Annotated in this window: 20 protein-coding genes; 2 read left to right on the top strand and 18 right to left on the bottom strand. The window is 61.6% G+C overall.

The genetic code is table 11. The features are described from left to right. The 7 genes from JZ00_RS04290 to JZ00_RS04260 all read right to left on the bottom strand — a co-directional run bounded on the left by JZ00_RS04290 (position 1) and on the right by JZ00_RS04260 (position 6,997). Positions 1 to 1,107: an enoyl-CoA hydratase/isomerase family protein gene (locus JZ00_RS04290; protein ID WP_039588537.1), complete on the bottom strand. Its 1,107-nt coding sequence runs from the start codon at positions 1,105 to 1,107 to the stop codon at positions 1 to 3. Positions 1,108 to 1,241: 134 nt separating this feature from the next. After that, positions 1,242 to 1,949 (bottom strand): HPP family protein, encoded by a 708-nt coding sequence (locus JZ00_RS04285; protein ID WP_039588536.1) that lies wholly within the window; start codon positions 1,947 to 1,949, stop codon positions 1,242 to 1,244. A gap of 171 nt (positions 1,950 to 2,120) precedes the next feature. Continuing rightward, a complete protein-coding gene (locus JZ00_RS04280) occupies positions 2,121 to 3,497 on the bottom strand; it encodes a UDP-glucose dehydrogenase family protein (RefSeq protein WP_039588535.1) in 1,377 nt (458 codons plus the stop codon). A gap of 87 nt (positions 3,498 to 3,584) precedes the next feature. Continuing rightward, the gene (locus JZ00_RS04275) at positions 3,585 to 4,526 is read right to left on the bottom strand and encodes a LysR family transcriptional regulator (protein ID WP_039588534.1); all 942 of its coding nucleotides are present in this window, start codon (positions 4,524 to 4,526) and stop codon (positions 3,585 to 3,587) included. A gap of 46 nt (positions 4,527 to 4,572) precedes the next feature. Further along, a complete protein-coding gene (locus JZ00_RS04270) occupies positions 4,573 to 5,133 on the bottom strand; it encodes a nuclear transport factor 2 family protein (RefSeq protein WP_039588533.1) in 561 nt (186 codons plus the stop codon). A gap of 25 nt (positions 5,134 to 5,158) precedes the next feature. After that, on the bottom strand, positions 5,159 to 5,962 hold the full coding sequence (locus tag JZ00_RS04265) for a putative hydro-lyase (protein ID WP_039588532.1): 804 nt from the start codon (positions 5,960 to 5,962) through the stop codon (positions 5,159 to 5,161). 96 nt (positions 5,963 to 6,058) lie between these two features. Next, entirely contained in the window at positions 6,059 to 6,997 is a 939-nt protein-coding gene (locus JZ00_RS04260) for a LysR family transcriptional regulator (protein ID WP_039588531.1), read from the bottom strand. 254 nt (positions 6,998 to 7,251) lie between these two features. Between JZ00_RS04260 and JZ00_RS04255 the strand changes: the two genes are divergently transcribed. Continuing rightward, the gene (locus JZ00_RS04255) at positions 7,252 to 8,493 is read left to right on the top strand and encodes an OprD family porin (RefSeq protein ID WP_039588530.1); all 1,242 of its coding nucleotides are present in this window, start codon (positions 7,252 to 7,254) and stop codon (positions 8,491 to 8,493) included. A gap of 15 nt (positions 8,494 to 8,508) precedes the next feature. Here JZ00_RS04255 and phnE read toward each other — a convergent pair whose 3' ends face one another. From phnE to JZ00_RS04235, 4 genes are read right to left on the bottom strand one after another with little or no spacing between them, the layout of a single operon-like run. Further along, the gene (phnE, locus tag JZ00_RS04250; RefSeq protein ID WP_039588529.1) at positions 8,509 to 9,276 is read right to left on the bottom strand and encodes a phosphonate ABC transporter, permease protein PhnE; all 768 of its coding nucleotides are present in this window, start codon (positions 9,274 to 9,276) and stop codon (positions 8,509 to 8,511) included. Then, on the bottom strand, positions 9,273 to 10,100 hold the full coding sequence (locus tag JZ00_RS04245) for a PhnE/PtxC family ABC transporter permease (protein ID WP_039588528.1): 828 nt from the start codon (positions 10,098 to 10,100) through the stop codon (positions 9,273 to 9,275). The genes phnE and JZ00_RS04245 overlap by 4 nt, the downstream gene beginning before the upstream one ends. Beyond that, a complete protein-coding gene (locus JZ00_RS04240; protein WP_039588527.1) occupies positions 10,094 to 10,891 on the bottom strand; it encodes a phosphonate ABC transporter ATP-binding protein in 798 nt (265 codons plus the stop codon). The genes JZ00_RS04245 and JZ00_RS04240 overlap by 7 nt, the downstream gene beginning before the upstream one ends. Next, entirely contained in the window at positions 10,888 to 11,739 is an 852-nt protein-coding gene (locus JZ00_RS04235; RefSeq protein ID WP_039588526.1) for a putative selenate ABC transporter substrate-binding protein, read from the bottom strand. Before JZ00_RS04235 ends, JZ00_RS04240 begins: the two co-directional genes overlap by 4 nt. Before the next feature lie 160 nt (positions 11,740 to 11,899). On the opposite strand from JZ00_RS04235, the gene JZ00_RS04230 reads away from it, so the two are divergent. After that, complete coding sequence (locus tag JZ00_RS04230) at positions 11,900 to 12,763, top strand: LysR substrate-binding domain-containing protein (RefSeq protein WP_039588525.1); 864 nt, start codon at positions 11,900 to 11,902, stop codon at positions 12,761 to 12,763. A 51-nt stretch (positions 12,764 to 12,814) separates the two neighbouring features. Here JZ00_RS04230 and JZ00_RS04225 read toward each other — a convergent pair whose 3' ends face one another. The 7 genes from JZ00_RS04225 to JZ00_RS04195 form a co-directional block, all read right to left on the bottom strand. After that, the gene (locus JZ00_RS04225) at positions 12,815 to 13,513 is read right to left on the bottom strand and encodes an outer membrane protein (RefSeq protein WP_039588805.1); all 699 of its coding nucleotides are present in this window, start codon (positions 13,511 to 13,513) and stop codon (positions 12,815 to 12,817) included. 74 nt (positions 13,514 to 13,587) lie between these two features. After that, positions 13,588 to 14,064, bottom strand: coding sequence for an SRPBCC family protein (locus JZ00_RS04220; RefSeq protein ID WP_039588524.1), 477 nt, complete (start codon positions 14,062 to 14,064; stop codon positions 13,588 to 13,590). A 57-nt stretch (positions 14,065 to 14,121) separates the two neighbouring features. After that, positions 14,122 to 17,532: a polyketide synthase family protein gene (locus JZ00_RS04215; protein ID WP_039588523.1), complete on the bottom strand. Its 3,411-nt coding sequence runs from the start codon at positions 17,530 to 17,532 to the stop codon at positions 14,122 to 14,124. An 84-nt stretch (positions 17,533 to 17,616) separates the two neighbouring features. Further along, a complete protein-coding gene (locus JZ00_RS04210) occupies positions 17,617 to 18,699 on the bottom strand; it encodes an acyl carrier protein (RefSeq protein ID WP_039588522.1) in 1,083 nt (360 codons plus the stop codon). A gap of 102 nt (positions 18,700 to 18,801) precedes the next feature. Beyond that, positions 18,802 to 20,565, bottom strand: a complete 1,764-nt coding sequence (locus tag JZ00_RS04205; RefSeq protein WP_039588521.1) for an FAD-dependent monooxygenase — start codon at positions 20,563 to 20,565, stop codon at positions 18,802 to 18,804. Between the two features lie 3 nt (positions 20,566 to 20,568). Next, positions 20,569 to 21,180 carry an HAD-IB family hydrolase gene (locus tag JZ00_RS04200; protein WP_039588520.1) on the bottom strand — a complete coding sequence of 204 codons (612 nt, stop codon included), beginning with the start codon at positions 21,178 to 21,180 and terminating at the stop codon, positions 20,569 to 20,571. Further along, positions 21,170 to 22,675 (bottom strand): class I adenylate-forming enzyme family protein, encoded by a 1,506-nt coding sequence (locus JZ00_RS04195; protein ID WP_039588519.1) that lies wholly within the window; start codon positions 22,673 to 22,675, stop codon positions 21,170 to 21,172. Before JZ00_RS04195 ends, JZ00_RS04200 begins: the two co-directional genes overlap by 11 nt. Positions 22,676 to 22,699: the final 24 nt, after the last annotated feature.

Below are 22,699 nucleotides of genomic sequence, written 5' to 3'. Positions count from 1 at the left end.
TCAGTTCCCGTGGTAGTCGAGGCCGTCGAAGAAACTCGCCACGGCTGCGGCGTCCAGCGCCTCCAGGGTCGGCGGGTTCCAGCGCGGGCTCTTGTCTTTATCGATCAGCAAGGCGCGCACGCCTTCGATCAGGTCACCGCGCTCGAACCATTGGCGATCCAGGTGCAGTTCAAGGGCGAAGCAGTCTTCCAGGCTCAGGTGGCGACCGCGGCGCAACATCTCCAGGGTCACCGCCATGGCCAAAGGCGAGCGGGTTTCCAGCAGGTCGGCGGTCTCCAATGCCCATTCATGGCTGTTGGCAACCGTGACCTGGCGCAACTGCTCGACCATGCTTGGCACATCGGGCAGGGCGAAGAAATGATCGATGGCAGGGCGCAGATCGGCCAGGGGCGGGGCGGGGAGTTGTTGGACCGCCATCTTCGCCAGCAGGCTTTGCAGATCCTTGAGAGGCGTGTCGCGCCACTCCAGGCGATCGAGGCGTTCATCGAGCTGGGCGAGCTTGTGGCTATCGAGGTACCAATCGGCGAGCCCGCAGTACAACGCGTCCGCGGCGCGGATATGCACGCCACTCACGCCCAGGTAGATGCCCAGCTCGCCGGGAATGCGCGGGAGGAAATAACTGCCGCCCACGTCCGGGAAATAACCGATGGACACCTCGGGCATGCCCAGGCGGGTGCGTTCGGTCACCACGCGCAGGTCGGCGCCTTGCGCCAGGCCCATGCCACCGCCGAGCACGAAGCCGTCCATCAGGGCCAGAATCGGCTTGCGGTAGTGGTGGATAGTCAAGTCGAGGGCATATTCCTCGACGAAGAAGTCTTCATGCAGGGTGTCGCCCTGCTTGTGGCTGTCGTACAGCGAGCGGATATCACCGCCGGCGCAGAACGCCTTGCCCCCGGCACCGCGCAGGGCCACCGCACGAATCTGCGCGTCCTGCGCCCAGGCATCGAGTTGCTGCTGCAAGCTGCGCACCATGCCCAAGGTGAGGGCATTGAGGCCGGCGGGGCGGTTCAGGGTCAAGTGGCCAATATGGTTGCGGACGTCGACCAACACCTCGTATGGCGCGGTTTCGACGCTGCCCGCAGCTTGGGATGAAACCTGAGCTGTCATCGCTAACTCCCTGCTTTTGTTGTTATTTATGAATAACGTAGCGCGTACCCGGTCGGGATCGTAACAGTGCAAATTTGCATTGCACAACCGGGATACGTGCAGGTCCTGTCTGCATATTTATAGCAGCCACAGGCTCAGCCGCGACCCGACAGCACCTCCGTGATGCTGCGGCGCTTGGCATGACGCTCGCTGGCGTGAATTAATTGTTCGAGATCCTCAGGGGTTACGTCGAAGAATGCTTCCATTTCCTCAAGTGCCGATTTCAAGTCGGCGGCGGTAATGGCCTGGCGATCCACGGGCGGGTGGTCCGCCGGAATGACGGGGACCGGCTCGCTGGCGCGCTTGGGATAGCGCACGCGCGTCAGGTTGTTGTACGCCAACGCAAAGGCGAGCAGGCCGGAACCGGCGAGCATTGCGGCGCCAACCGCCTGCCAGTCCAGGGCGACAATTGACGCATCCGCCAGTACCAGCGTCGCCGCCAGGGCACCGGCCGGTGGATGCAGGCAACGCAGCCAGCACATCAACACCAGCGCCATGCCGGCCGCCAGGCAAGCGCTGCCCAGCGTGCGGCCCAATACATGGGCGACCAGCAACGCGACGACCGACGCACACAGGTATCCGCCGAAAATTGACCAGGGTTGGGCCAAGGCGCCCGACGACACGGCGAACAGCAAGACTGCCGAGGCCCCAAGCGGGCCGATTAGATGCTGGGCCACTTCAAGACCGAACACTTGGCCGCAGAGCCAGACACTGAACATTGTTCCCAGGGCCATGCCAATCGCGGCACGGCTCCATTCGGTGGGACGGGTATTGATAGCAGCGGGGAACCAGCGAGAAAACATTAAGCGAGAATCCAAAAAACCAACAAAAAAAGGGGCTTACGGGAGAGTCCCAGAAAGCCCTTTAAGTGTTCCAACAGTTTGGGGGAGGAACGATGCACAGTGTGCCGGTCGCTTCCCTCGCTTACAAATTCATATTAATGCTGGTTGAGTGCATTTATTTTGAAGTAGAGGTCAGGCGATCCTGGCGCGCAACCAAGGTTGCTGCGCGATGGGCAAGCTGCAGGATTGGCCGCGGCCCATCGGGAAATAGGTAAAGCCTTTGTCCGCCATGCGGTCCGGATCATATAGGTTGCGGCCATCGAAAATCACGGGCGCCTTCAGGCGCTGCCGGATCAATTGGAAATCAGGCGCCTTGAACGACTGCCATTCGGTGCAGATGATCAACGCATCCGAGCCTGCCAGCACGGACTCAGGCGTGCCCATCAGCATCAGTTTCGACTCGTTGGGGTAGAGCAACTGAGTCTGCTGCATGGCTTCGGGATCGAACGCCCGTACGCTGGCCCCGGCCGCCCATAACGCTTCCAGCAGCGTGCGACTCGGAGCGTCGCGCATGTCGTCGGTGTTGGGCTTGAAGGCCAAGCCCCACAGCGCAAAGGTCTTGCCACGCAAATCGCCCTGGTAGAACGCCTTGATGCGTTCGAACAGCTTGTGTTTCTGCCGCAGATTGATGGTTTCCACCGCTTGCAGCAGGTCACTGGAGCAATGCGCCTGTTCTGCGGTGTGGATCAAGGCGCGCATGTCCTTGGGAAAGCACGAGCCGCCGTAGCCGCACCCCGGATAAATGAAGTGATAGCCGATGCGTGAATCGGCGCCGATGCCTTGGCGCACCGACTCGATGTCGGCACCGAGGTGTTCGGCCAGCTCGGCGATCTGGTTGATGAAGCTGATCTTGGTCGCCAGCATGCCGTTGGCGGCGTATTTGGTCAGCTCGGCGCTGCGCACATCCATGAACAGGATCCGGTCATGATTGCGGTTGAATGGCGCGTACAGGTCGCGCATGGTTTCGCGCACTTCTTCGCGCTCGCAGCCGATCACGATGCGATCAGGACGCCGGCAATCGGCTACGGCGGAGCCTTCCTTCAGAAATTCCGGGTTGGAGACAATATCGAACTGCAGCAGGCGGCCGGCCTTGAGCAGGCATTTGTCGATGTGCGCGCGCAAGATATCGCCCGTGCCCACCGGCACGGTGGATTTTTCCACGACCACCAGTGATTGCTCGCCGTAGCGTGCCACGGCCTCACCGACGGCGAGGACTTGGCGAAGATCTGCCGAGCCGTCTTCCCTGGATGGCGTACCTACGGCAATGAACAGGACCTGTCCATGCTTGACGGCAACCTGCTCGTCGCTGGTAAAACGCAAGCGCCCGGCATCGAGCCCCTCGCGCACCAGCGTCGCCAGGCCGGGTTCGAAAATGCTGACCTGGCCTTGACGCAGGTGCTCGATCTTTTTTTCATCGATGTCCATGCACACCACGTCATGGCCGACTTCGGCCAACACGACGGCTTGCACCAACCCAACGTAACCACTGCCGAACACGCTGATCTTCATGGCGAACTCCCTGGACCATCCCGAGCGGCCGCACCTGGCGGTACACCGTGGTGCGCTCGTTTCAGGATAGGGAGGCGATGTTGCAGTTCACTGACAGCCTGTAGCGCCCGCATCCGCCGCCAACCGGTACTGAGCGGGTAATTGCGTGACGAACTCGTCGACCACTTCCCGGGTCAGGCTGACGATATCCTCGACCCGTTCCATCCCGGCGCCGGTGCGCCAGCTCGCGACGATGTCCATCACCGAGGGCAGCGGCACGCCGTCCACCAGCCTCAATGTGCCCTGGGTCAGTTCGCCTTGGACCAGCGCTGCGGGCATGGCGCCGATGCCGAAGCCGTCGCGCACCAGGCGTGTGATGGCCGACGCCGAGTTCACGCAATTGATGCGTGGCGAGACGATATTGGCCGAGTGCAGGAGGTTGAGGATGTCCTGGTGCGGCCGGGAGTTGCGCGAAAAGGTCACGATGCGTTCCTGGGACAGGTCGTCCAGTGAAGCATAGTCACGGTCATAGGCTGAGCCGGTGCGCACCACCCAATGCATCGGATAACGGGTCAGGAGGGTATTGCGCACGCTGTCGAGGCGCAGGATATCGGTCTGGAAGATGATGTCCTGATAACCCTTTTCCAGCTGCGAGCACAGGTTGCTCGCGGTGTCGGCCGACAATTCGATTTCCAGCGCCGGGTAGCATTCCATCAGGCGTGTCACCAACGGGCTGAGCCAAGTGTGGATCACCGTATCCATCGCGCCGATGCGAATCCGCCCACGTACTTGGCGCGGATCCTTGATCACCGCCTTCATGCTCTGCATGGTGTCCATGATGCGCTCGGCATATTCGAGCACCCGCTGGCCTTCGGATGTCAGCGACACGCCTTTGGGGTCGCGCACGAACAGGCGCACGCCCATTTCATCTTCCAGGGCCGCGATCCGGCTGGAAATGGACGCTTGGGTGGTGAAGAGCTTTTCCGCTGTGAGCCGGAAGCTTTTCAGCCGGGCAACCCAGACAAAGGTTTCCAGGAACTTGATGTTCATGTCGTGCCGCTCCTCGAAACTGATAGCCAGGGAAAGCGCAGGGAAATCAAACCTGTCGGCCCCATCTGGCTGACAGGTATTGGATCACGTCTTGAAGCTTGCTTGAATCCGGCACCGTGTCCACGGCGGCCTCGACGCTGCACCATGGATACGCCAAGCGCGACACCCAGGCCATGACCGCCGGCAGGTCGGTTGCCGGCAAGGTGCTCATGTGTTCGATAGTTATGGTGAGTCCCCCGGCCAACCACGACTGGGGGCTGAACCGCCAGTCATACCGGCCGCAACCCACCCGGACTTCACCGCTGTGCTTGTCAGACATGGCAACCAACCATCGGCACTGGAACGCCTCGGTGCTGGACTCGGTGCTGGCCTCGGGAGGAGCGTCCAGGCAAAACGTGTAGACGTTTTCGAAGGTCTGGTTAAACCGGCTGACCAGCACATCACCGATGGCGCCACGGCCTTCGACGTGATCCGGGAACGAAATGGACCCGGTGCGGACCACCATGTCCAGGGTGGCGTCATCGGTAAAGGCCTGGGCCAGCAGGTGAGGGCGATTGCCGTCCTTGGCGCGGATGTACTGCTCGATGGATCGTCGCGGGCTGCTCATCAAATCTCCTTATGTGTTTGAGGGGTCACAGTGCGCTGTTCCAGAGGTCCGTTACCAGCATGCAGCCCGGCGCGTGGGTGATGCACAGCGGCGGACGCGAAGCCTGGACCACCGATTGCGGCGTTACGCCACAGGCCCAGAACACCGGTATTTCATCGCTTTGGACCGGTACTGCATCGCCGTAGTCCGGCGCGTCCAGCGAGCGAATACCGATCAGTGCCGGGTCACCGATGTGCACCGGGGCGCCGTGGACGTTGGGCATGCGCCCGGTGATCTGGATCGCCTGGATCGCCGCTGCGGCCTTCATCGGGCGCATGGTCACGACCATTTTGCCAGACAGTCGCGCGGTGGGGCGTGTGTCGATGTTGGTGCGGAACATGGCGACGTTGCGACCCAGGTCGATGTGCCTCAAGCGTATGCCGGCCTCAAGCAACGGTTGTTCGAAAGAAAATGAGCAGCCGAGGGCGAACGTCACCAGATCATCGCGCCAAAGGTGTTCGATGTCTGTGGGTTCTTCGTTCAACTCGCCGTGGTCGAAGATCCGGTAGCGCGGCACCTCGTGGCGGATATCGATGGGAGCGCCCAGGTTGCGCAGGAAAGGATCGCCCGGTTCTGTCACGTCCAGCAGCGGACAAGCCTGGCGGTTGAGTGTGCAGTAGCGCAGGAATTCGTCGGCCCAATCTCCTGGCAAGATGACGATGTTGGCTTGCACCCGACCCTGGCCCAGGCCGCTGGTGTGGCCGTGGTATCGACCGGCCGCAATGTTCTGGCGCAAGGCCTGCGGCGAACATTGCTGCAGCTGTTCGAATGTCAGGGCTGATGAATTCATCGTGGGGGCTCCATTGGTTTTTTTAGAGATCCCTTTGTAGAAAACCCGGGCGACGGCGTCCAACAAGGAAAGTTGCTACCCCCTGACAAGTAAAAGTTATTCGCCCTTCAATAACCCCGGCGCCGCCACCATGCGCAGCGGCCCGACGTCCGTGGCGTATTGGCAAACCACCTGTCGGCTCATCTGCACGATGCTCTCGATCAATTCCAGCCCCACGCCCGCGCGCCACGATGCAACGACATCGAGCTGGGGCAGAGGCGCACCGGGTTCCAGCTGAATCAACTCGCCACGGGCCAGCGGCTTGGCCACCAGCGCCGCCGGCAACGCGCCGATGCCGAAACCGTCGCGTATCAGTCGGGTCATGGCCGATACCGAATTGACGCAACTGACCCGTGGTGTACCGACGCCATGGGCATACAGCAGGTTGAGCACGTCCTGGTGCGGTCGCGATTGCTTGACGAAAGTGATGATGCGTTCGCTCGCCATTTCCGTCAGCGAGGCATAGGGCCGGGCGTAAATCGATTGGCTGGCGGCGATCCAGTGCATCGGGTAGTGGCCCAGTTCCAGATTGCGCACGCTTTCATGGCGGACCAGATCGGTCTGGAAGGCGATGTCCAGGTAACCTTTTTGCAGCTGGTCGCAGAGGTTGCGCGCCGCGTCGGCGGTGATTTCGATCTCCACGGCGGGGAATGCCTGCATCAGCATCGACATCAATGGGCTGAGCCAGGTGTGGATCACCGTGTCCATCACGCCGATGCGCACCAGGCCCTGCTGCGGGGTGCTTTTGTCCAACGACTGCTTCAGGGCGCGCTGGACTTCGAGCATCTGCTCCGCGTACTCAAGCACCTTGATGCCTTCCGGCGTCAATGACACGCCTCGCGAATCACGCACGAACAGGCGCAGGCCCAACTCGTCTTCCAGTGACGCGATCCGACTGGAAATCGCTGCCTGGGTGCTGAACATCTTTTCGGCGGTCAGGCTGAAGCTTTGCAGGCGAGCAACCCAGACGAAGGTTTCGAGAAACTTGAGGTTCATGGTGGTTCTCTTGGCGTTTATCGTTCTTATGGTTGCAATTGTTACTCCAGGTCGAGGCTCGACGCGCATCAAATTTTCTTATGTCCGCGCCTGCTTTTTTCCCGTTTGACGCTGTACCGCGCCAATGCGAAGAATCCGCCCCGTGGCGAGGGAGCTTGCTCCCTCGCCACACTACCCGCACTGCCCCAAACAATAAGCGAGGCGCGTACGCCGTCCCCGAAGGGATCGTTCGCGCCCATAAAAAGGAGCACGCCATGCCCCGTTTCATCGACACCCGTTGCAGCCGATCACCCCTCGGTCCATTGCTCGGCCTGGGCCTGATCGGCGCACCGATCGCCCACGCCGATTTCATTGGCGACAGCAAGGCCAGCCTGGAAGCCCGCAACTTTTATTTCAACCGCGATTTCAGGCAAGAGGGCGCTCGGGACAAAGCCGAGGAGTGGGCACAAGGGTTCCTGTTGCGCATGGAGTCGGGGTACACGGCCGGCACCTTGGGTTTTGGCCTGGACGCCTTGGCCATGGCCGGTTTCAAACTGGACTCGGGCGGTGGCACCGCCGGCACCAATCTTTTGCCAGCGGACCGGTCCGGCGGCTCCCAGGATCGCTACGGCGAAATCGGCCTGACGGCGAAGATGCGCTTGTCCAACAGCACGTTGAAAGCCGGTACGCTGCAAATCAAGGACCCGGTGGTCAATTCGAACGACACGCGCCTGCTGCCGGGCACCTTCAAGGGCGGGCTATTGAATGTGCAGGAAATCGATCATCTGAAGCTCACCGCCGGGCAGCTTGCCCAGATCAATTTTGTCGATTCCACGGACTACCAGGACATGACCGCCAATCGCATCGGCGGCACCAGCGACAAGTTCCAGTTCGCGGGGGCGGACTACCAGTTCCTGCCCAACCTCACGGCGCAATACCGCTACGGCAAGCTTGAGGATATCTACCAGCAGAACTACCTCGGCTTCATCCATACCCTGGACCTGGGCAACGGCCAGTCATTGAAAAGTGACGTGCGCTATTCGCGAAGCACCGAGGATGGCAGTTTCCGTGCAATCGACAACCAGGCATTCGGCGCGCTGTTCACCTATAGCCTCGCCGGCCACGCGTTCGGCCTGGGCTATCAGCGCATGAGCGGTGACGATCCGTTTACGTACATCTCACGCAGCGATCCGTACCTGGTCAACTTCGTGCAGATCGGCGATTTCGCTAACGTCGACGAACGCTCGTGGCAAACCCGCTACGACTACAACTTCGCCGCCGTCGGTGTGCCGGGCCTGACCTTCATGACCCGCTACATCAGCGGCGACAACGTGCAACGCAGCGCGCCAGGGGAAGGCCAGGAATGGGAGCGCAACACCGACATTGCCTACGTGGTGCAGGACGGCACCTTGAAGGGGCTGGGCTTGAAGTGGCGCAACGCAACGGTGCGTTCGAATTTCGGCAATGACCTGGATGAAAACCGGCTGATCGTCAGCTATACGATGGCGTTGTGGTGACGGAACCTCAACCCGTCAAGCCTTGACCCAGCGCTGACGACTCCAGCTGCTCAACGTATCGACGGTGAAGACCAGCAGCAGCATCGCCAGGATCACCGTGCTGCCTTGGGCCTCCTGGAACAGGCTGAGGCTGACGTAAAGCATCTGGCCCAGGCCGCCGGCGCCGACGAAACCCAGGACGCTGGCCATGCGGATGTTGTTTTCCCAGCGGTATAAGGTGTAGGCCAACAGTTGCGGCATCAGGTTGGGCAACGTGCCATAGCAGAAGGCCAAGAGGGCGCTGCCGCCCTGAAGGCGGATGGCGTCGGCGGGTTGCGACGGGGTGTTTTCCAAGGCTTCGGCAAATAGCCGGCCGAGTACGCCAACGGTGTGCAGGGCCAGCGCCAGTGTACCGGCGTTGGGGCCAAGCCCGGCGGCAAGCACCATCAGCGCGGCCCAAACCAGCTCCGGAACCGCGCGCAGGGCGTTCAACAACAGGCGCGATGCGCTCTGCAACGGCCAGCCAAGGCGCCCGGCGGCAGGTAGCGCCAAGGCCAAGCCCAACACTGCCGCGAGCAGGGTGCCTAGGGCGGACATGGCGATGGTTTCCAGCGCGCCCTGGCCGATCGCTTTCAGGTAGGCCGGGCTCAGGTCAGGTGTCAGGAAGCGCTGGGCATAAGCGGCCATCTGCTTGAGGTTCGAGTGCTCGCCGAGCGCGCCCAGGTCGATACCCAGATAGACGAACGAGGCCACCACCGCTGCACCGATACACAGCAGCAACAAAGCGTTGAGCAGGCGATTCATGCCAACCTCCAGCGCAGCACGCGACTGAGCTGGTCGGCGAGCAGCACCAATATCAGGAAAGTCAGCAGCAAGCTCGCGACTTCGCCGCCGGCGAACATGCGCAACGACAGGTCCATCTGCTGGCCCAGCCCGCCAGCCCCGACGAACCCCATCACCACCGAGGCGCGGATGGCGCATTCCCAGCGGTACACGGTGTACGACAGCAGCTCGGCGGCGACATTGGGCAGGATGCCGTAGCAGAAGGCCGCGAGCCGACCGCTGCCGGCTTGCATCAGTGCGTGTGCCGGGCGCTGGTCGACGGACTCGAAGATTTCCGCGTAGACCTTGCCCAGCATGCCGCTGTAAGTGATCGCAATGGCGAGTACCCCGGCCGTCGGTCCGAGGCCGACGGCACGGACAAACAGCAAGGCCCAGACGATCTCCGGCACGCTGCGCAGGAAGATCAGCAGCGCACGGACCGGCCAACGCAACCATTGGCCCCAGTAGCCGGGCCTGCCAGCGCGGTATGCGGCAGACAACGACAACGCCCGGCTGGCGAGCAGGCTGGCGGGAACGGCCAACAGCAGCGCCAAGGCCATGCCAGCGGTGGCAATGGCAAGCGTCTGCAGCGTGGCTTGCAGCAGCAGTTCGACAAACGTTTCGTCATGGGCCGGTGGCCAGAACGCGGCGACGAACCGGCCCATCTCGCTCTGGCTATCGCTGGCCAGCAGCACCCCCAGGTCCAACTCGCTGAAATGGATGCCCGGCCACAGCAGGGCAACGGCCAGCAGACCAAGGAACAGGCGAGGGCGGGCGGCGGGGTCCCGAGCGTCACGCTTCAGCATCGCGGAATCTGCACGCTCGAAGGTGGAGGCGGGCTCGACAGCGACTCCAGTTGCTCGTTGGCATAAAGCGTATCGAGCTGCCGGCGGTCGACCGCTTCCGTCGGCAAGTCGAAGAGTACCTGGCCGTCACGCAAACCGATGATCCGGGAAAAGTGCGCCAGCGCGAGATCCACCGCATGCAGGCTGGTCACCAGGGTAACCTGGTGTTCCCGGGCATGCTGGCAAAGCACTGACAGCGTGTGCTCGGCGAGCACCGGGTCCATCGCCGATACCGGTTCATCCGCCAGCAACACCTCCGGCGCCTGGTACAGCACGCGGGCGATGCCGACGCGTTGCAGCTGCCCACCGGACAATTGCTGGCATTGAACGAACAGCTTTTCGCCCAGGTCCAGGCGCGCCAAGGCCGCGCGTGCCCCGGGAATATCCAGCGGATGGAGCAGGTTCAGCAGGCTCTTGCCGATACCCCATTGCCCCAGTTTGCCCGCCAGCACCGCCGTGATTACGCGTTGGCGCGGGGGCAGGGGAGGCGCTTGGTGAATGAGACCAATGCGTGAGCGCAGGCGTTGACGCTGGCGCGCCGACAGTTGCCAGACCCGCTCGCCCAGCACGTCGACTTCACCGTTACCAGGACGCAGCGCGGTGGCCAGGACGTTGAGCAGGCTGGACTTGCCGGCGCCGGACGGGCCGATGATCGCGACCTGTTCCCCTGCACGCAGGTGCAGGTCCACACCGCGCAGCGCCTGGGCGCCGTTGGCATGGACGACGCTGGCCTGGGTCAGGCGCAATGTCATTTGAGCAGTTCGGCGGCGCGTGCGGCTTCTTCGATGCCCTTGTAGTTTTCGGGCTTGGTTTCGATGAAGCGACTGGCGGCCTGCAGATCAAGGATCTCCTTGTCTTTCGGATTCGCCGGATCAAGCGCCAGGAACGCGGCCTTGATCTTGGCCGCCAGTGCCGGGTCGAGGGTGCCGCGCACCGTCCAGTTGTAGTCGAAGTACGCCGGGGTGGTGGCGAAGACCTTGACCTTGCTGGTGTCGACCTTGCCGGCGGCGACCAGTTTGTCCCAGACGCTGGCGTTGAGCACACCGGCATCGACCTTGCCGGCCTGGACCCAGGCCGCGGTCGCGTCATGGGCACCCGAATAGCCTACGCGGCTGAAGTAGGTTTCCGGCTTGATGCCGTCCTTGAGCATGAAGTAGCGCGGCATCAGGCTGCCCGAAGTGGACGAGATCGAGCCGAAGGCGAAGCTCTTGCCCTCCAGGTCGGCAAGGGATTTGACGGCTGGGTCGGCGCTGATGAATTTACTGGTGAACTGCGCGTCCTGTTCACGTTGCACCAGGGGATTGGCGTTGCCGGTCTTCAGGCGGGCCTGGACGAAGGTGAAGCCGCCCAGCCAGGCCAGGTCGATCCGGTCGGTGGCCAGCGCCTCGACCACGGCGGGGTAGTCGCTCACGGGCACGAATTCGACTTTCATGCCGATCTGCTGTTCCAGGTATGCACCCAGTGGCTTGAACTTGCGCAGCAGTTCGGTCGGCGCCTCGTCGGGAATTGCGCTGACTTTCAAGGTGTCGGCGGCCTGCGCCAGGACAGCGCTCACGGTCAGGGTGAAACCGACGGCCAGTGCCAGGGTACGCTTGAGCATGAAAATCTCCGGTGCATGGAAGCATGAATATTCAAGCGCCAGGCGTTCTTGCCGGGCGCGTTGTGAGGGTAGACGAGTGGGAGCGATTTTGATCGTTTCCGGTGATCAGGTAAATCTTTATAGTCGCTTGCCCCCATCCTATTTCTGGAGCCTCAACATCATGCTCAGCGCCGAGCTGAAGTCTTTCCACATGGTTGCTCGCCTGGCCAGCGTCACCCAGGCGGCCAAGAAACTGGGGCTCAGCCAGCCGACGGTGACCACGCAGATCCGCAATCTGGAAGCCCAGTACGGCGTCGAACTGTTCTTTCGCGGCGGCCGGCGCCTGACGCTCAGCGACGAAGGCGCGCAGTTGTTGCCGATGGTGCAGAAGCTGTTGCAGCAGGAAGCCGACATCGAGTTTTTCCTGCGCAATAGCGGCCAGGTGCAAGGCACGCTGCGAATTGGCGCCACGGCGCCGTACTACGTGCTCGATATCATCAAGGGCTTTCGCGATCAGTTTCCCCTGTGCGAAGTGACTCTGGAAATCGGCAACTCGCTGCAGGTCATCGAGGCGCTGGAGGAGTACCGCGTGGACCTGGCCGCGTCCTCGCAACTGGTCGAAGACGCTCGGTTGACCCGATTGGTATTGGGCCACGACCCGCTCGTCGTGGCGATGCACCGCAGCCACCCGTTGGCCAGCCACGATCGTGTGGCACCCGGTGCATTGGCCGGGCACTGCCTGCTGATGCGGGAAAAAGGCTCGACCACCCGCGCGCTCACCACAACCTTGCTACGAGAAGCCGGCGTGGCGACCGGGCCATTGTTGGAAATTGGCAGTCGCGAGTCGATTCGCGAAGCGGTCCTGCGCAACATCGGCATCAGCATCATCGCCCGTCATGAAGTGCCGGAGAACCCGCAGCTCAAAGTCGTCGAGCTGGAAGGCGCGCCGCTGATCGCCGAGTACCTCTATTGCCTCAAGGAGCGCCGCCAGGCTCGGCTGCCGTCGGCGTTCCTCGGCCTGGCGCGAGAGACGGCTGCGTCCTGAGCCCGCTACGCAAATCGGCGCCCGGCCTGGGCAGGGCGCCGGCCTGTCGCATCAGAGCCAGTAACGCAGGCCGAGCATCACCGATTGGGCTTCGTATTCGGTGCTCACGTCGCCCTGGGGCAGGCGCTCGATGTCACCGAAGTGTGCTTCGCTGGTTTTCAGGCACCGGTAATCCACCGACATGGACCAGTTCTCGGTGAACTCGTAACCGACTCCCGCGCCCAGTTGATAAGCCGACACCGTGTCGCGATGGGTTCCGCCGAATTCGACGCCCCCGGCCTCCAGGCCGCTGACGGTCAAGGTGGCATAGCCCAGGCCGCCGCCGATGTACGGGGTGAACCGGTTGAACGGTGCAGGAAGGTTCATGAAGTCGTACCAGAGGTTGGCCATCAGGCTCGTGGCTTCCTCTTCGCCTTTGCCGTCGATGCTCCCGCCGCCTTCATAGACGCGATTATTGAATTGGGTCAGGGTGTTCTTGCGGTAGCTCAGTTCGATTTCGGGTCTCAGCCCGACCGGGAATCGCCAGCCCAGGGCCAGCCCGGTGGCATAGCCGGAGTCGAGCGGCTGGTTGAATTCCATCTCGACGAAATCCAGGTCGTTCTGGTTCAGGTCTTGCGCCGATACCCAGTTCGCGCCGCCCATCAGGCTGGCGTAGGGGCCAAGCGTGTCGGCGCAGCTCAATGCCGGCACCACAGCGCTCATGCCAATGATGCCCATCGCCAGGTATTGAGTGTTTTTCAGTAGGTTCATGCTCGGTCCGAAGTGTTCCGTTATCAAAAAGATCAGCGGGCGCCAGCGCTCAAGTCGCAACGCCCGACGTTGCGTCATACAAGGTGCAAATGGCTTTCCGGTTTCTCGCTGGCGGGCGTGCCGCTGGTGTTGGCCCGCCGCTCAGCGAGCGTGGCCAGGTTGTCGAGAGCGGTAGTCATTGCCGCGGTCAACGCTTTGCGGATCAGCCGTCGGTAGAGGAAACTCAACGGGCCGGCGATCCTGGCGGTATGGATGACTTGGGTTTCACTGGGTGAAAGCCGGCGCAGCCGGTGGTCGAACTCCAAGTCCATCCACAGCAACCTGGCGCTGTTGCGGTAGCTTTCCTGGAACTCCACCGCTTCCAGTCTCAATGGCATTCGCAGGCCGTTCTTGAGAACGCACTTGCCAAGCGTCCCGGCCTGGAACGGGCCATCGAGTTCGCAATGGCGCACATCGGTGTCCCAAAGTGGCGCATGCGGGAAATCGCTCCAGATGTTCCAAATGACCGCAGGCGGCGACTTGACTATGATTTTTACGGTGACATCGTTCATGGGTTTACCTCGCCGGTCAGGCGCATGGTCGGGCTCGAAAAAGGACAGCTCGGGACGTCAGGCTGCCGGCGCGGTTCGACTCAGCACCTGGGCGGTGATGTTGGCCTGGCCGATCTTTTCGCCCCGGTTGAACAGGTCGATATGGATGCGGTTGGTCTTGAACGATTGCAGTTGCGCATCCAGGCCGGCTTGCGGCGCCAGCGACAGCGGGCTGTTCCGAGGGATGGGCCGGTCCAGGGTGAAACTCAAGGTCAACAGGTTCATGGGCGTATCGAGGGGGATCCGCAAATGGCAGTGGGCGATCTGCATGTAGCACTGGCGCGCGACTTCGAGGAAATACACCATCGAGTAATGCGCGGGGTCGCCTTCATGGAAAAAATGCCCATCCGGCAGTTTGATCGTATCGACACTCAACCCTTGGGCAACGCCGCTCATGTCGCTGACAATGACGTTTTCTGCCCTGGCCTTGTGCAACAGGGCCTTGTCGCCACAACGACGGGCCGTGAATTCGCCCGGCGGCGAGATTTCGAAGGCCGAGCTGTAGGCCAATCCCAGGGTGCAGGTGCACATCAGCTTGCCGCCCTGGACCACCTTGGCCTGGAAGAGGGCGTCCTGCTCTTGCTCCAGGTGCAGCTCGATGGTCCCTTCCTTTTGCACGTATTGCTGGAACCTGATGCTCAGCGTTTTGACGTAGGCAACCCGTCCGTTGAGTGAAGGCATGGCCAGCTCAGCCAATTGCATGACGCCTTCGAGCAAGAGGATGCCGGGGATGTGATCCAGCGGATGATCGAAGAAGTAGGGGTGCGTTTCGTCCACCACCAGCTCGGCGCGCAGCGAGTGGGCGTCGCGCTGGATGTGCTTGATTACGGTGTTTTGCGCACGCCGTTGCCAGTTGGTCGGCCGCTGGGATCCGGATCCCCGCTGCAAGGCGAAAAGCCCTTCCATGGCGCGAACGCGAACACGCAAACCGGCCAGGACGGTGCTGGTCAGCATATCGCTGAGTTGCAGCACGTCGACACCGTCGTGTTGCGGTTCGCGGACAACGTGGCCGGGACGTGTCGGCGCGATGACTTCCTGTGCCGAGTGAGGCACCGGATGGGCAAACCGCAACGTGAACGGATGCTTTATGGCAGGGGCCGGCTCTGCCTCGGGTGTCCATTCCCGAAGCCGTTCAGTGAACAGCCACATCAATGGCTTGCCGGCTTCGCGGACCTCGATCACCGAGTGAACCGATGAATTCAAGGTCACGGCCAGCAGGGTTTCGATACCGCTGGCCTCCGCCAGGAATCCTGTCTTTTCTCGAAGCGATCCGCTGGCTTGAACCCCATCGGCTGCCAGTTCGCAGACGTGCTGATGCGGGTACTCGCCGATCGCTTTCCCCACCAACCGGCAGGCTTGGTCAAGGGATTGCGCAGCATGGGCAAGGACCGCCGAGCGAATCACCAGCAGTGGTTTTTCGCCGGCCTCTGGATGGTAGGGACGCAGGGCGATCAGCCCAAGCCCTTCACCTTGCACCGCTCTGCTGCGCCGGGCTCGGTCGATTTCGATCTCGCTACTGATAAAGCGGCCGGCGCCGAGCAGGAGCGTCGAGATGCCTTGCCCGAACCATTGTGGCGAAGCCAGCAGCGTGTGCCAGAACAGCCCTGGCGTGCCGGCCAGCGTCTGGTGGAAGCCCTTGAAATCGAAAATCTGCGCCGGGTAGCCGGACAGCATGTTCGGCAGCATGGTCGCCACGTCGGTGACCTCAACACCTGGCGGCGTGCCCTGGCCGCGGGCGTAAAAATGCTCGGCGCTGCTGTACGCGTTGCTGAACCGTTCCCCACCCATGTTGCAGCACATCACCATGGCGGTGCCGACCGAGCCCGCCACGCCTGGCAAACGCCGCAGCAGATGGTTGACCCGATCGGTGATCAACAGCTTGAACGGATCGACATGGGCCAGGGGTTTGGGGCCCATGCCGAAACCGGCGATATCGATCATGTGGTCCCGGGCGAGGAATTTCCCCGACAACGGTGGAGTCACGTCGCCGCGGTAATCAACGAAACGTCCATAAGGGAACGTCACGGACGGGGCTCCAGATTGGTCGAGCTGTTGCTTGAATGATTGCAGCGAATCGCAGGCGCCGAACGCCGCTTCCGCCTCGACAATGGCCAGGTCCAGCGTCAACACGCCGGGCACGACACGGGCCGCGACGGGGCGCTCGGCGGCAACGTACTCGTCCACCACCAGGTGCGCGTTGGCACCGCCAAAGCCGAAACTGGAAATGCCGATACGGATCGCCGACTGACGTTCCGCCAAGGGTTGTACCTGCTGCGTGGCAAGGCGCAGGCAAGTCCCGTCGACTTTTGCGCTGGGCCGATAGTCAGGTTGGGGCGGGATGCCCTTGTGGCGCAGGATCATCAAGGCCTTGGCGAGTGAAGCGCCTCCTGCGGCGGCCAGCGGGTGACCGATCACCGACTTGATCGAGCCGATGGTCAATTTCTGGTCGGCCGGGCGATGGGGCGCGAAGAAGCTTTGCAGCGAAGCCAACTCCGTCGCGTCACCCAACGGGGTGCCGGTGCCATGGGTCTCGATATAGTCCACGCTGCCTGGATCGAGCTCGCGATAGGCACGTTGATAGGCTGAGAACTGGGCCTGCTTGCCGGGGGCGAACACCGAGCCTTCGGCACCGTCGGCAGACAAGCCCAAAGCGCGCAGGACACCCAGGGGCTGGCGCTTGGCGGCCAAGGCTGCGCAGACGGGCTCGATCAGGAACGCTGCCGCACATTCTCCCGGCACGATGCCGTCGGCGTCCTCGCCGAACGCCTGCATGCTGGCCCGCGCGGAGAAAGCCGTCAGTTGCGAGAAGCCCAGGAACAGCGCCGGTGGCAGGACGGTGTTGAGGGCCATCACGATTGCGTTGTCCGCCTGCCCGCTGTCGAGCAACGCCTTGGCCATATCGATTGCATAAGGGAAGGAACTGCAGGCGGTGTCCACCGATAACGCCGGCCCACCCAAGCCAAGCGCGCGGGCCAGTTCAGCCACTTGTTCGCCCGGTGTAAAACCGAGCGGCACGGCGGTGTTGGTCGTCGTTCCGGTCGCGAAATAGCTTTCATCGCTCCAAGAGGTTGCGACGATCAATGCCGTGCGCCCGGTATCCGGCACCGAGCCCTGGGCGGCCAGTTCGGTGAGCAACGCCTGGAGCACTTTCTTGCCGATGGCGACCTGCCGACCGTCATGGCGCGAAGGGATCGAAGCGTCGTCGGTCAGGCAAAACGCGCTGTCGAGGTAAGTACGGTCCTTCTCGCCAGTCTTTGCCGAGAATATCGCCTGCCTGTCCAGCTCCCAACGTGCCGACATCGCCTGGATCGGCGCGATCCGGCCCTGGGAAAGTAACTGCCAGAGGGCCTCCATCGAAGGCGCCCCCGGGAATTCGCCGGCCATTGCGCTGAAACACAACTCGGCGTCTGTTGTAACCGCGCCACTCATACCTGTCTCCTGACTACTCTAAGCGGGTGACCTGTCGACCATCCGGTTTCCATTCCATGTGCTGGCTGCGCTTGCCCTAAGGCGTCAGCCCATTCTCGCCAGGAGCGACAGCGCATCTTGTGGCGTGCGGCGCGACATCAAGGCTTCGCCGGCGAACTCACTGGCGGGGGTTGCCTGCGCCATTGACTGGCAAAGGGCTTCCCGGTCGAAACCGTTGAGCCCCAATTGTGCGAAGGGCGTCTGGATGTCCAATGATTGGGCAGCTTGTGGAACCAACGGCGCGAGGGCATCGAAAAGCGCATCGCTGATCGGCGTGTCGGAGCGGGTGGCGGCGGCTGCAGGCATGTCGGGAATAGCGCCGGGCACCTCGGCGTTGCCGAGCATGTCTTCAATCAAGGCAACGGTTTGCATGGCAGATTTGGCGTTGGCCAGCTCGCTGCTCCTGGCCTTGAGCTGTGGCCACTGAGCGACAACCGCTTCGAGGAAGTCCAACTGCACCAACGAGTCCATTCCCAGGCTTTCGTAACTTTGTTCGCTGTCAATCTGCTCAACAGTGAAACCGGTCATGACCGCCAACTGTGCGATCACCCAGGCCTCTATACCTTCGGCGGGCGCATGCGCATCGGCTTCGAGCCTGGCGAGCAATGCCGTTGGGGTCGGGGCGTCGAACAGCGCCGAGGTCAGGTCCTTCTTGTCCGGAAAGTGCTGGGCCAACGATTCGAAGATGTCTACCAGCCCCAGGGAGTCGATGCCCAGGCTTTCAAAGCTCTGGTCGAGATCGATTTGTTCGTTCCTGAACCCTGTGACTTTGCTTATTTCGGCGCGCAGCCATTGCGCGTAGTTGGGCGCCGCCGGTTGCTCGGCGACAGGCGCCGCTGGCAGGACTGGTGAATGCCCCTGTACCGGCTCGAGCGTCGCGACGCTTTTACCGACGGGTGCTTCAATGCCATGGGCATAGACGCCCTCGAGCACCTGCTGATGGGCATTGAAATAATGTGCCGTGACCGTTTCCGCCTGTTCCAGCAGGCGCATCAGGATCGATTCCTTGGCGATGTTGGATTCGCACAGCGAATCGATGATCTTTTCCGAAAGGGAGAAATAGCTATGGGCTATTTTTCCGTTGGACACGATGAATTCCTGCACGACGTCGTTAAGCTGCAAGCGCATGAGGTTCTCCTTAACCCTGAATAGGTAGGTGTTCTGAATCGATAGTCGAATGCCAGGGCCCGCGCCGGGGCCCTGTCATCAAGAGGCAAAGGCAGTCGCGACTTAAAGCTGCAGTTCCAGCGCATCCATCTCGCTAAACAGTGTTTTACCGACGCCCTTGCGCAGCCCGGACCTGACGATCAGGTACGTCATCAGCGTGACGGCGTCGGCGCCCTGGAAGGCGATGTAGCCATCGGGACGAACCAGCATCAGCGTGCCTTCCTTGGCGTGGTAGCGCTTGTGCAGACGCCAGTCAGGGTCGAGCAGGGTGGATTGCTCCGCCGGCAGCCCGATGCTGCTCAACGCGTCGACCACGCAGTAGGCCCTGATGGCCGGGTAGTCTCGCTCTACCGATGCGGCCAATGAATAAAGGCTCGGCAACACCGGAGAAAATTGGTCGGTCGCGCTGAAGATCAACAGGGTGAACGATCCCTGGAACAGATCGATCAAGCGCTTGGGCTGCTTGCCTTGCCGCTCCCACAGCTCGACGTCGGGTGCCAATTGTCCCGCGCGAGGCGCCGGTGGCTGGAACGGGTTTCGCCTGCCTTTCTTTTTCCAGCTCCAGCGCTGCTGCCGAGTCAACGATTCCTGGATGTATTCGCTTTTGCCGTAGTGGTATTGATGCCCGGAGATCATCGACGGCAGCTTGCGCTGGATCTTCTGCCGATTGCTCAACAGCGGCAGGACGTTATCGCGCAACCACACCAGGGCCGGATGCCTGACGGTGATCAGTCCCGTGAGTCGATGTGCGGTGTTTTCCACTTCAAGGGCCACCGGATAGCGTTCGGCGTTGTAGCTGTCCAGCAACGATGGATCGGCCAGGCCTTGATCGACATAGGCAAGTTTCCACGCCAGGTTGTATGCCTCGGAAATGCCCAGGTTCATCCATTGGCCGCCGATAGGGCTGCCGATGTGCGCGGAGTCACCCACCAGGAAGACCGAGCCCTGCTGCAATGACTCCACCCGACGGTGCTGGAACGAGGCAATGGTGGTCGATGAAATGTTTGACAGCGTCATCTTTTGCCCACGCCCCTCGCACAGCCGCTGGAAATTCTCCAGGGTGAGGGGAGGGCGCTCGCCTTCGGGTGGCAGGTCGTAAGGCATCTCGATGAAAAGGCGATAGCGGGACTGGTCGCTGATCGGCGCAACCGCGACATAACCGTCCTGGGCGCCAAGGAAAAACGCGCCCTCGTCCTTGCTGCCGGACCACTCGATGTCGGCGTCGGCCAGCATGAAAAAACGATCGTAGGAGGAGCCCTCGAAGGTCATGCCCAGGCGTTTGCGGATATTGCTGCGGGCTCCGTCGCACGCCACCGCCCAGCGGCTGGAGAAGGATTCGTCGCGGCCGTCGGCGTGCCGCAAGGTCATCGCCACGGACCCAGGCTGGTTTTCAAGATCGACCAGTTCAGTGTTCCATTCGACGTCCGCACCCAACTCATTCAACCGCTGCAACAGGAGCTTTTCCGTCTGCGGCTGCGGCAGGCTGAGTAGCAGGGGATAGGTAGCATCCAGGTAGGAAAAGTTATAGTTCAGCACGCGCTTGGCGTTTGACTGGACCGAGAACTGATTGATGGTGAACCCCTCGGCGATCGCCTGGTCGGCAATGCCCAGGTCACGAAAAATCTCCAGGGTCCTGGAATGGATGGCCATCGCCTTGGTCGCGGTGGAAGGACCCGCGTTCTTTTCAATGATGCGGAAAGAAACCCCCCATTGCTTCAACATGATCGCCAGCGACAGGCCGATAGGACCGGCACCGACGATCATCACCGTCGGAGCGCTGCCCGGCTGTTTGCAAGGCGTTTGGGCCAAGGTGCTCAGAGTGTTCATCGATCAGTACCAGTTTCTGTAGAAGGGAGAATTGGCGAGGCCCAGCAGCGCTGCGTCACCTGACGAATCGCCATAGGCGTAGATGTAGAAATCGTCGAGGTTGCTCATGCAGTCCCTGAGCCGAGCGACTTTCTCCCGGTCGACACAATTGGTACCGGATATCCCTCCCGTCAGCTTGTTCCCGGCGACCGCCAGGCGGGTGCCGCAGACATGATCGAAACCCACGGCCTGTCCCCAGGGAATCAGGTAGTTTTCTGGTGAGTTGCTGACGAGCGCGGTGACGTGCCCCATGGATTGGTGCCATTGCAGGCGCCGCATCGCTTCAGGTCTGAGCCAGAGCGGCAATTGCTCGGTGATGAAATACCTGGCGTGCTCGCGCTCTTGCTCGACCGTCAAACCGCCGAGGTAACAGGCAATGAACGCCAGACGTGCCTGCATCAACGGAGTGATCCCGAGAATGACGCTGAGCATTTTCGGCAACAGGGGAATGATCCTGAGCCAGAATGCCCGGGTGCCAACAATGAAGCGCATGTAGCGCCAGAAGGTGTGCCTGTCGGTCAATGTACCGTCGAAATCGAAAACGGCCAGTACCGGTTGCGTGCTGTCAGCGTGCATGAATCTCTTCCTTGAGAGGGACAATCTCGATGAATTTGGGCAGTTTGAAACCAGAGAGATATCGGGCTAGCAGGGTGGATACATCGTTCTGGCTCAGGCCGCCGTTGCCCTCCACGGACAAGTGCAATACGTTGACTTCTTTTTGGTCTGGGACGATGTAGGCCTTGGCGCGTACCGCGTCGGGATGCTGGAGCGCGATGGACTCGATCTCCGCCAGGTCGACCATCTGCGCCTTGATTTTTGAAATGCGCAGGCGTTGGCAGTAGAAAAACACGTGACCTTCGTCGTCGCGCCAGACCAGGTCACCGGTATGAAACCAACCGTCAAGGAAAGAATAGGCATTGAGCTGCGGCTCATCCTCATAGCCTGGCGTGACCATCGGTCCACGGATCCACAGTTCACCAATGGCCCCAGCCGCGACGTCCCGTCCGTGCGCGTCGACAACCCTCAGTTCTACGCCGCTGATGGGTTGGCCCATGGCGCCACGATGAACCGCGCCAACGGAGCTTTGGACGATCACCGGCATGCTTTCGGTCAAGCCGTAGCCTTGCAGGACAGTCGCGCAACCCAGCAGTTTTCCAAGCTTCTCGGCTTCATCGGCGGGCAGATGGCTGCCGCCGGAATAGATCATCAGTCGAGGGTGCAGGGGCAACAGCGCGCCTTTGCGTTTTACCAGCCGGGCGTTGAAATACCGAATGACATCCGGCACCAGGCAGGCAAAGGTGACTTGGTGCTCAGACAAGACTTGCGCCAGGTCGCGGTTGAGCAGGGTGTTGGTCATCAGCAACGTGGCACCGATGCTCAACGGAAACACCATCATCACGGACAGGCCGAAAATGGCATACAGCGGCAGCGTCACCAAGTGGACCGAACCGATGCCCTGGGGATGAAACTGCTCGTGTAGGCCATCACTTGACTGCGTCAGATCAAGGTAGCGGTGAGTCACGGCCAGGGGTTTGCCGACGCCCCGATACGTGAACTGGACCGAGACGATTGCATCGTCTTCCGGCAACGACAAGGGCAATGCCTGGCGTGGTAGGCCGGACGCGATCACTGCGTTTTTTGGTAATGGCGCCGAAGGCTCATCGCCGGTACTCAGTATCAGGGACCGGAACGGCTGCAATGTTTCCAGTTGTTGTTCACACAACGTGTCGGTGGTGACGATCAGCACTGGCTGGGCAATCCTCAGCACGTTGCTCAGCTCGAATGCGGTCAATTTGTGATTCAAGATCACGGGAATAGCGCCACGTCCGATGATCGCCAGGTAATACGCGATGAAATCAACGCCGTTGGGCAAGACCAGTGCGACTTTTACGCCGGGTGATATGCCCAGGCCATCGAGGAGGCCGTTGCACTCTTCGGCGCGGATGCGCAACGCCCGATAAGTGACGGTTTCGTCCGCGTCCAGATTCCTGATCGCAACATTGTCCGGATGGCTCTCTGAAAAATCGACGAAACGATGCAGGAAACCTTGTTTACAGGTAAGGCTTTTCATTCACCAACCTCTCAATCCTTGAAG

The sequence above is a fragment of the Pseudomonas frederiksbergensis genome (assembly GCF_000802155.2).
GTDB classification, from domain to species: Bacteria; Pseudomonadota; Gammaproteobacteria; order Pseudomonadales; family Pseudomonadaceae; genus Aquipseudomonas; species Aquipseudomonas frederiksbergensis_A.
Note: the sequence above shows the minus strand (reverse complement) of the source record. Positions and strands in the feature narration are given on the sequence as shown.

What these genes read in the sequence shown, in the direction of transcription:
- phnE (WP_039588529.1), bottom strand. Translation starts at nt 9,276, where the DNA reads ATGAATCGCCTGCTCAACGCTTTGTTGCTGCTGTGTATCGGTGCAGCG.
- JZ00_RS04195 (WP_039588519.1), bottom strand. Translation starts at nt 22,675, where the DNA reads ATGAAAAGCCTTACCTGTAAACAAGGTTTCCTGCATCGTTTCGTCGAT.
- JZ00_RS04280 (WP_039588535.1), bottom strand. Translation starts at nt 3,497, where the DNA reads ATGAAGATCAGCGTGTTCGGCAGTGGTTACGTTGGGTTGGTGCAAGCC.
- JZ00_RS04270 (WP_039588533.1), bottom strand. Translation starts at nt 5,133, where the DNA reads ATGAGCAGCCCGCGACGATCCATCGAGCAGTACATCCGCGCCAAGGAC.
- JZ00_RS04260 (WP_039588531.1), bottom strand. Translation starts at nt 6,997, where the DNA reads ATGAACCTCAAGTTTCTCGAAACCTTCGTCTGGGTTGCTCGCCTGCAA.
- JZ00_RS04225 (WP_039588805.1), bottom strand. Translation starts at nt 13,513, where the DNA reads ATGAACCTACTGAAAAACACTCAATACCTGGCGATGGGCATCATTGGC.
- JZ00_RS04235 (WP_039588526.1), bottom strand. Translation starts at nt 11,739, where the DNA reads ATGCTCAAGCGTACCCTGGCACTGGCCGTCGGTTTCACCCTGACCGTG.
- JZ00_RS04205 (WP_039588521.1), bottom strand. Translation starts at nt 20,565, where the DNA reads ATGAACACTCTGAGCACCTTGGCCCAAACGCCTTGCAAACAGCCGGGC.
- JZ00_RS04290 (WP_039588537.1), bottom strand. Translation starts at nt 1,107, where the DNA reads ATGACAGCTCAGGTTTCATCCCAAGCTGCGGGCAGCGTCGAAACCGCG.
- JZ00_RS04285 (WP_039588536.1), bottom strand. Translation starts at nt 1,949, where the DNA reads ATGTTTTCTCGCTGGTTCCCCGCTGCTATCAATACCCGTCCCACCGAA.
- JZ00_RS04230 (WP_039588525.1), top strand. Translation starts at nt 11,900, where the DNA reads ATGCTCAGCGCCGAGCTGAAGTCTTTCCACATGGTTGCTCGCCTGGCC.
- JZ00_RS04245 (WP_039588528.1), bottom strand. Translation starts at nt 10,100, where the DNA reads ATGCTGAAGCGTGACGCTCGGGACCCCGCCGCCCGCCCTCGCCTGTTC.
- JZ00_RS04240 (WP_039588527.1), bottom strand. Translation starts at nt 10,891, where the DNA reads ATGACATTGCGCCTGACCCAGGCCAGCGTCGTCCATGCCAACGGCGCC.
- JZ00_RS04265 (WP_039588532.1), bottom strand. Translation starts at nt 5,962, where the DNA reads ATGAATTCATCAGCCCTGACATTCGAACAGCTGCAGCAATGTTCGCCG.
- JZ00_RS04255 (WP_039588530.1), top strand. Translation starts at nt 7,252, where the DNA reads ATGCCCCGTTTCATCGACACCCGTTGCAGCCGATCACCCCTCGGTCCA.
- JZ00_RS04220 (WP_039588524.1), bottom strand. Translation starts at nt 14,064, where the DNA reads ATGAACGATGTCACCGTAAAAATCATAGTCAAGTCGCCGCCTGCGGTC.
- JZ00_RS04215 (WP_039588523.1), bottom strand. Translation starts at nt 17,532, where the DNA reads ATGAGTGGCGCGGTTACAACAGACGCCGAGTTGTGTTTCAGCGCAATG.
- JZ00_RS04210 (WP_039588522.1), bottom strand. Translation starts at nt 18,699, where the DNA reads ATGCGCTTGCAGCTTAACGACGTCGTGCAGGAATTCATCGTGTCCAAC.
- JZ00_RS04275 (WP_039588534.1), bottom strand. Translation starts at nt 4,526, where the DNA reads ATGAACATCAAGTTCCTGGAAACCTTTGTCTGGGTTGCCCGGCTGAAA.
- JZ00_RS04200 (WP_039588520.1), bottom strand. Translation starts at nt 21,180, where the DNA reads ATGCACGCTGACAGCACGCAACCGGTACTGGCCGTTTTCGATTTCGAC.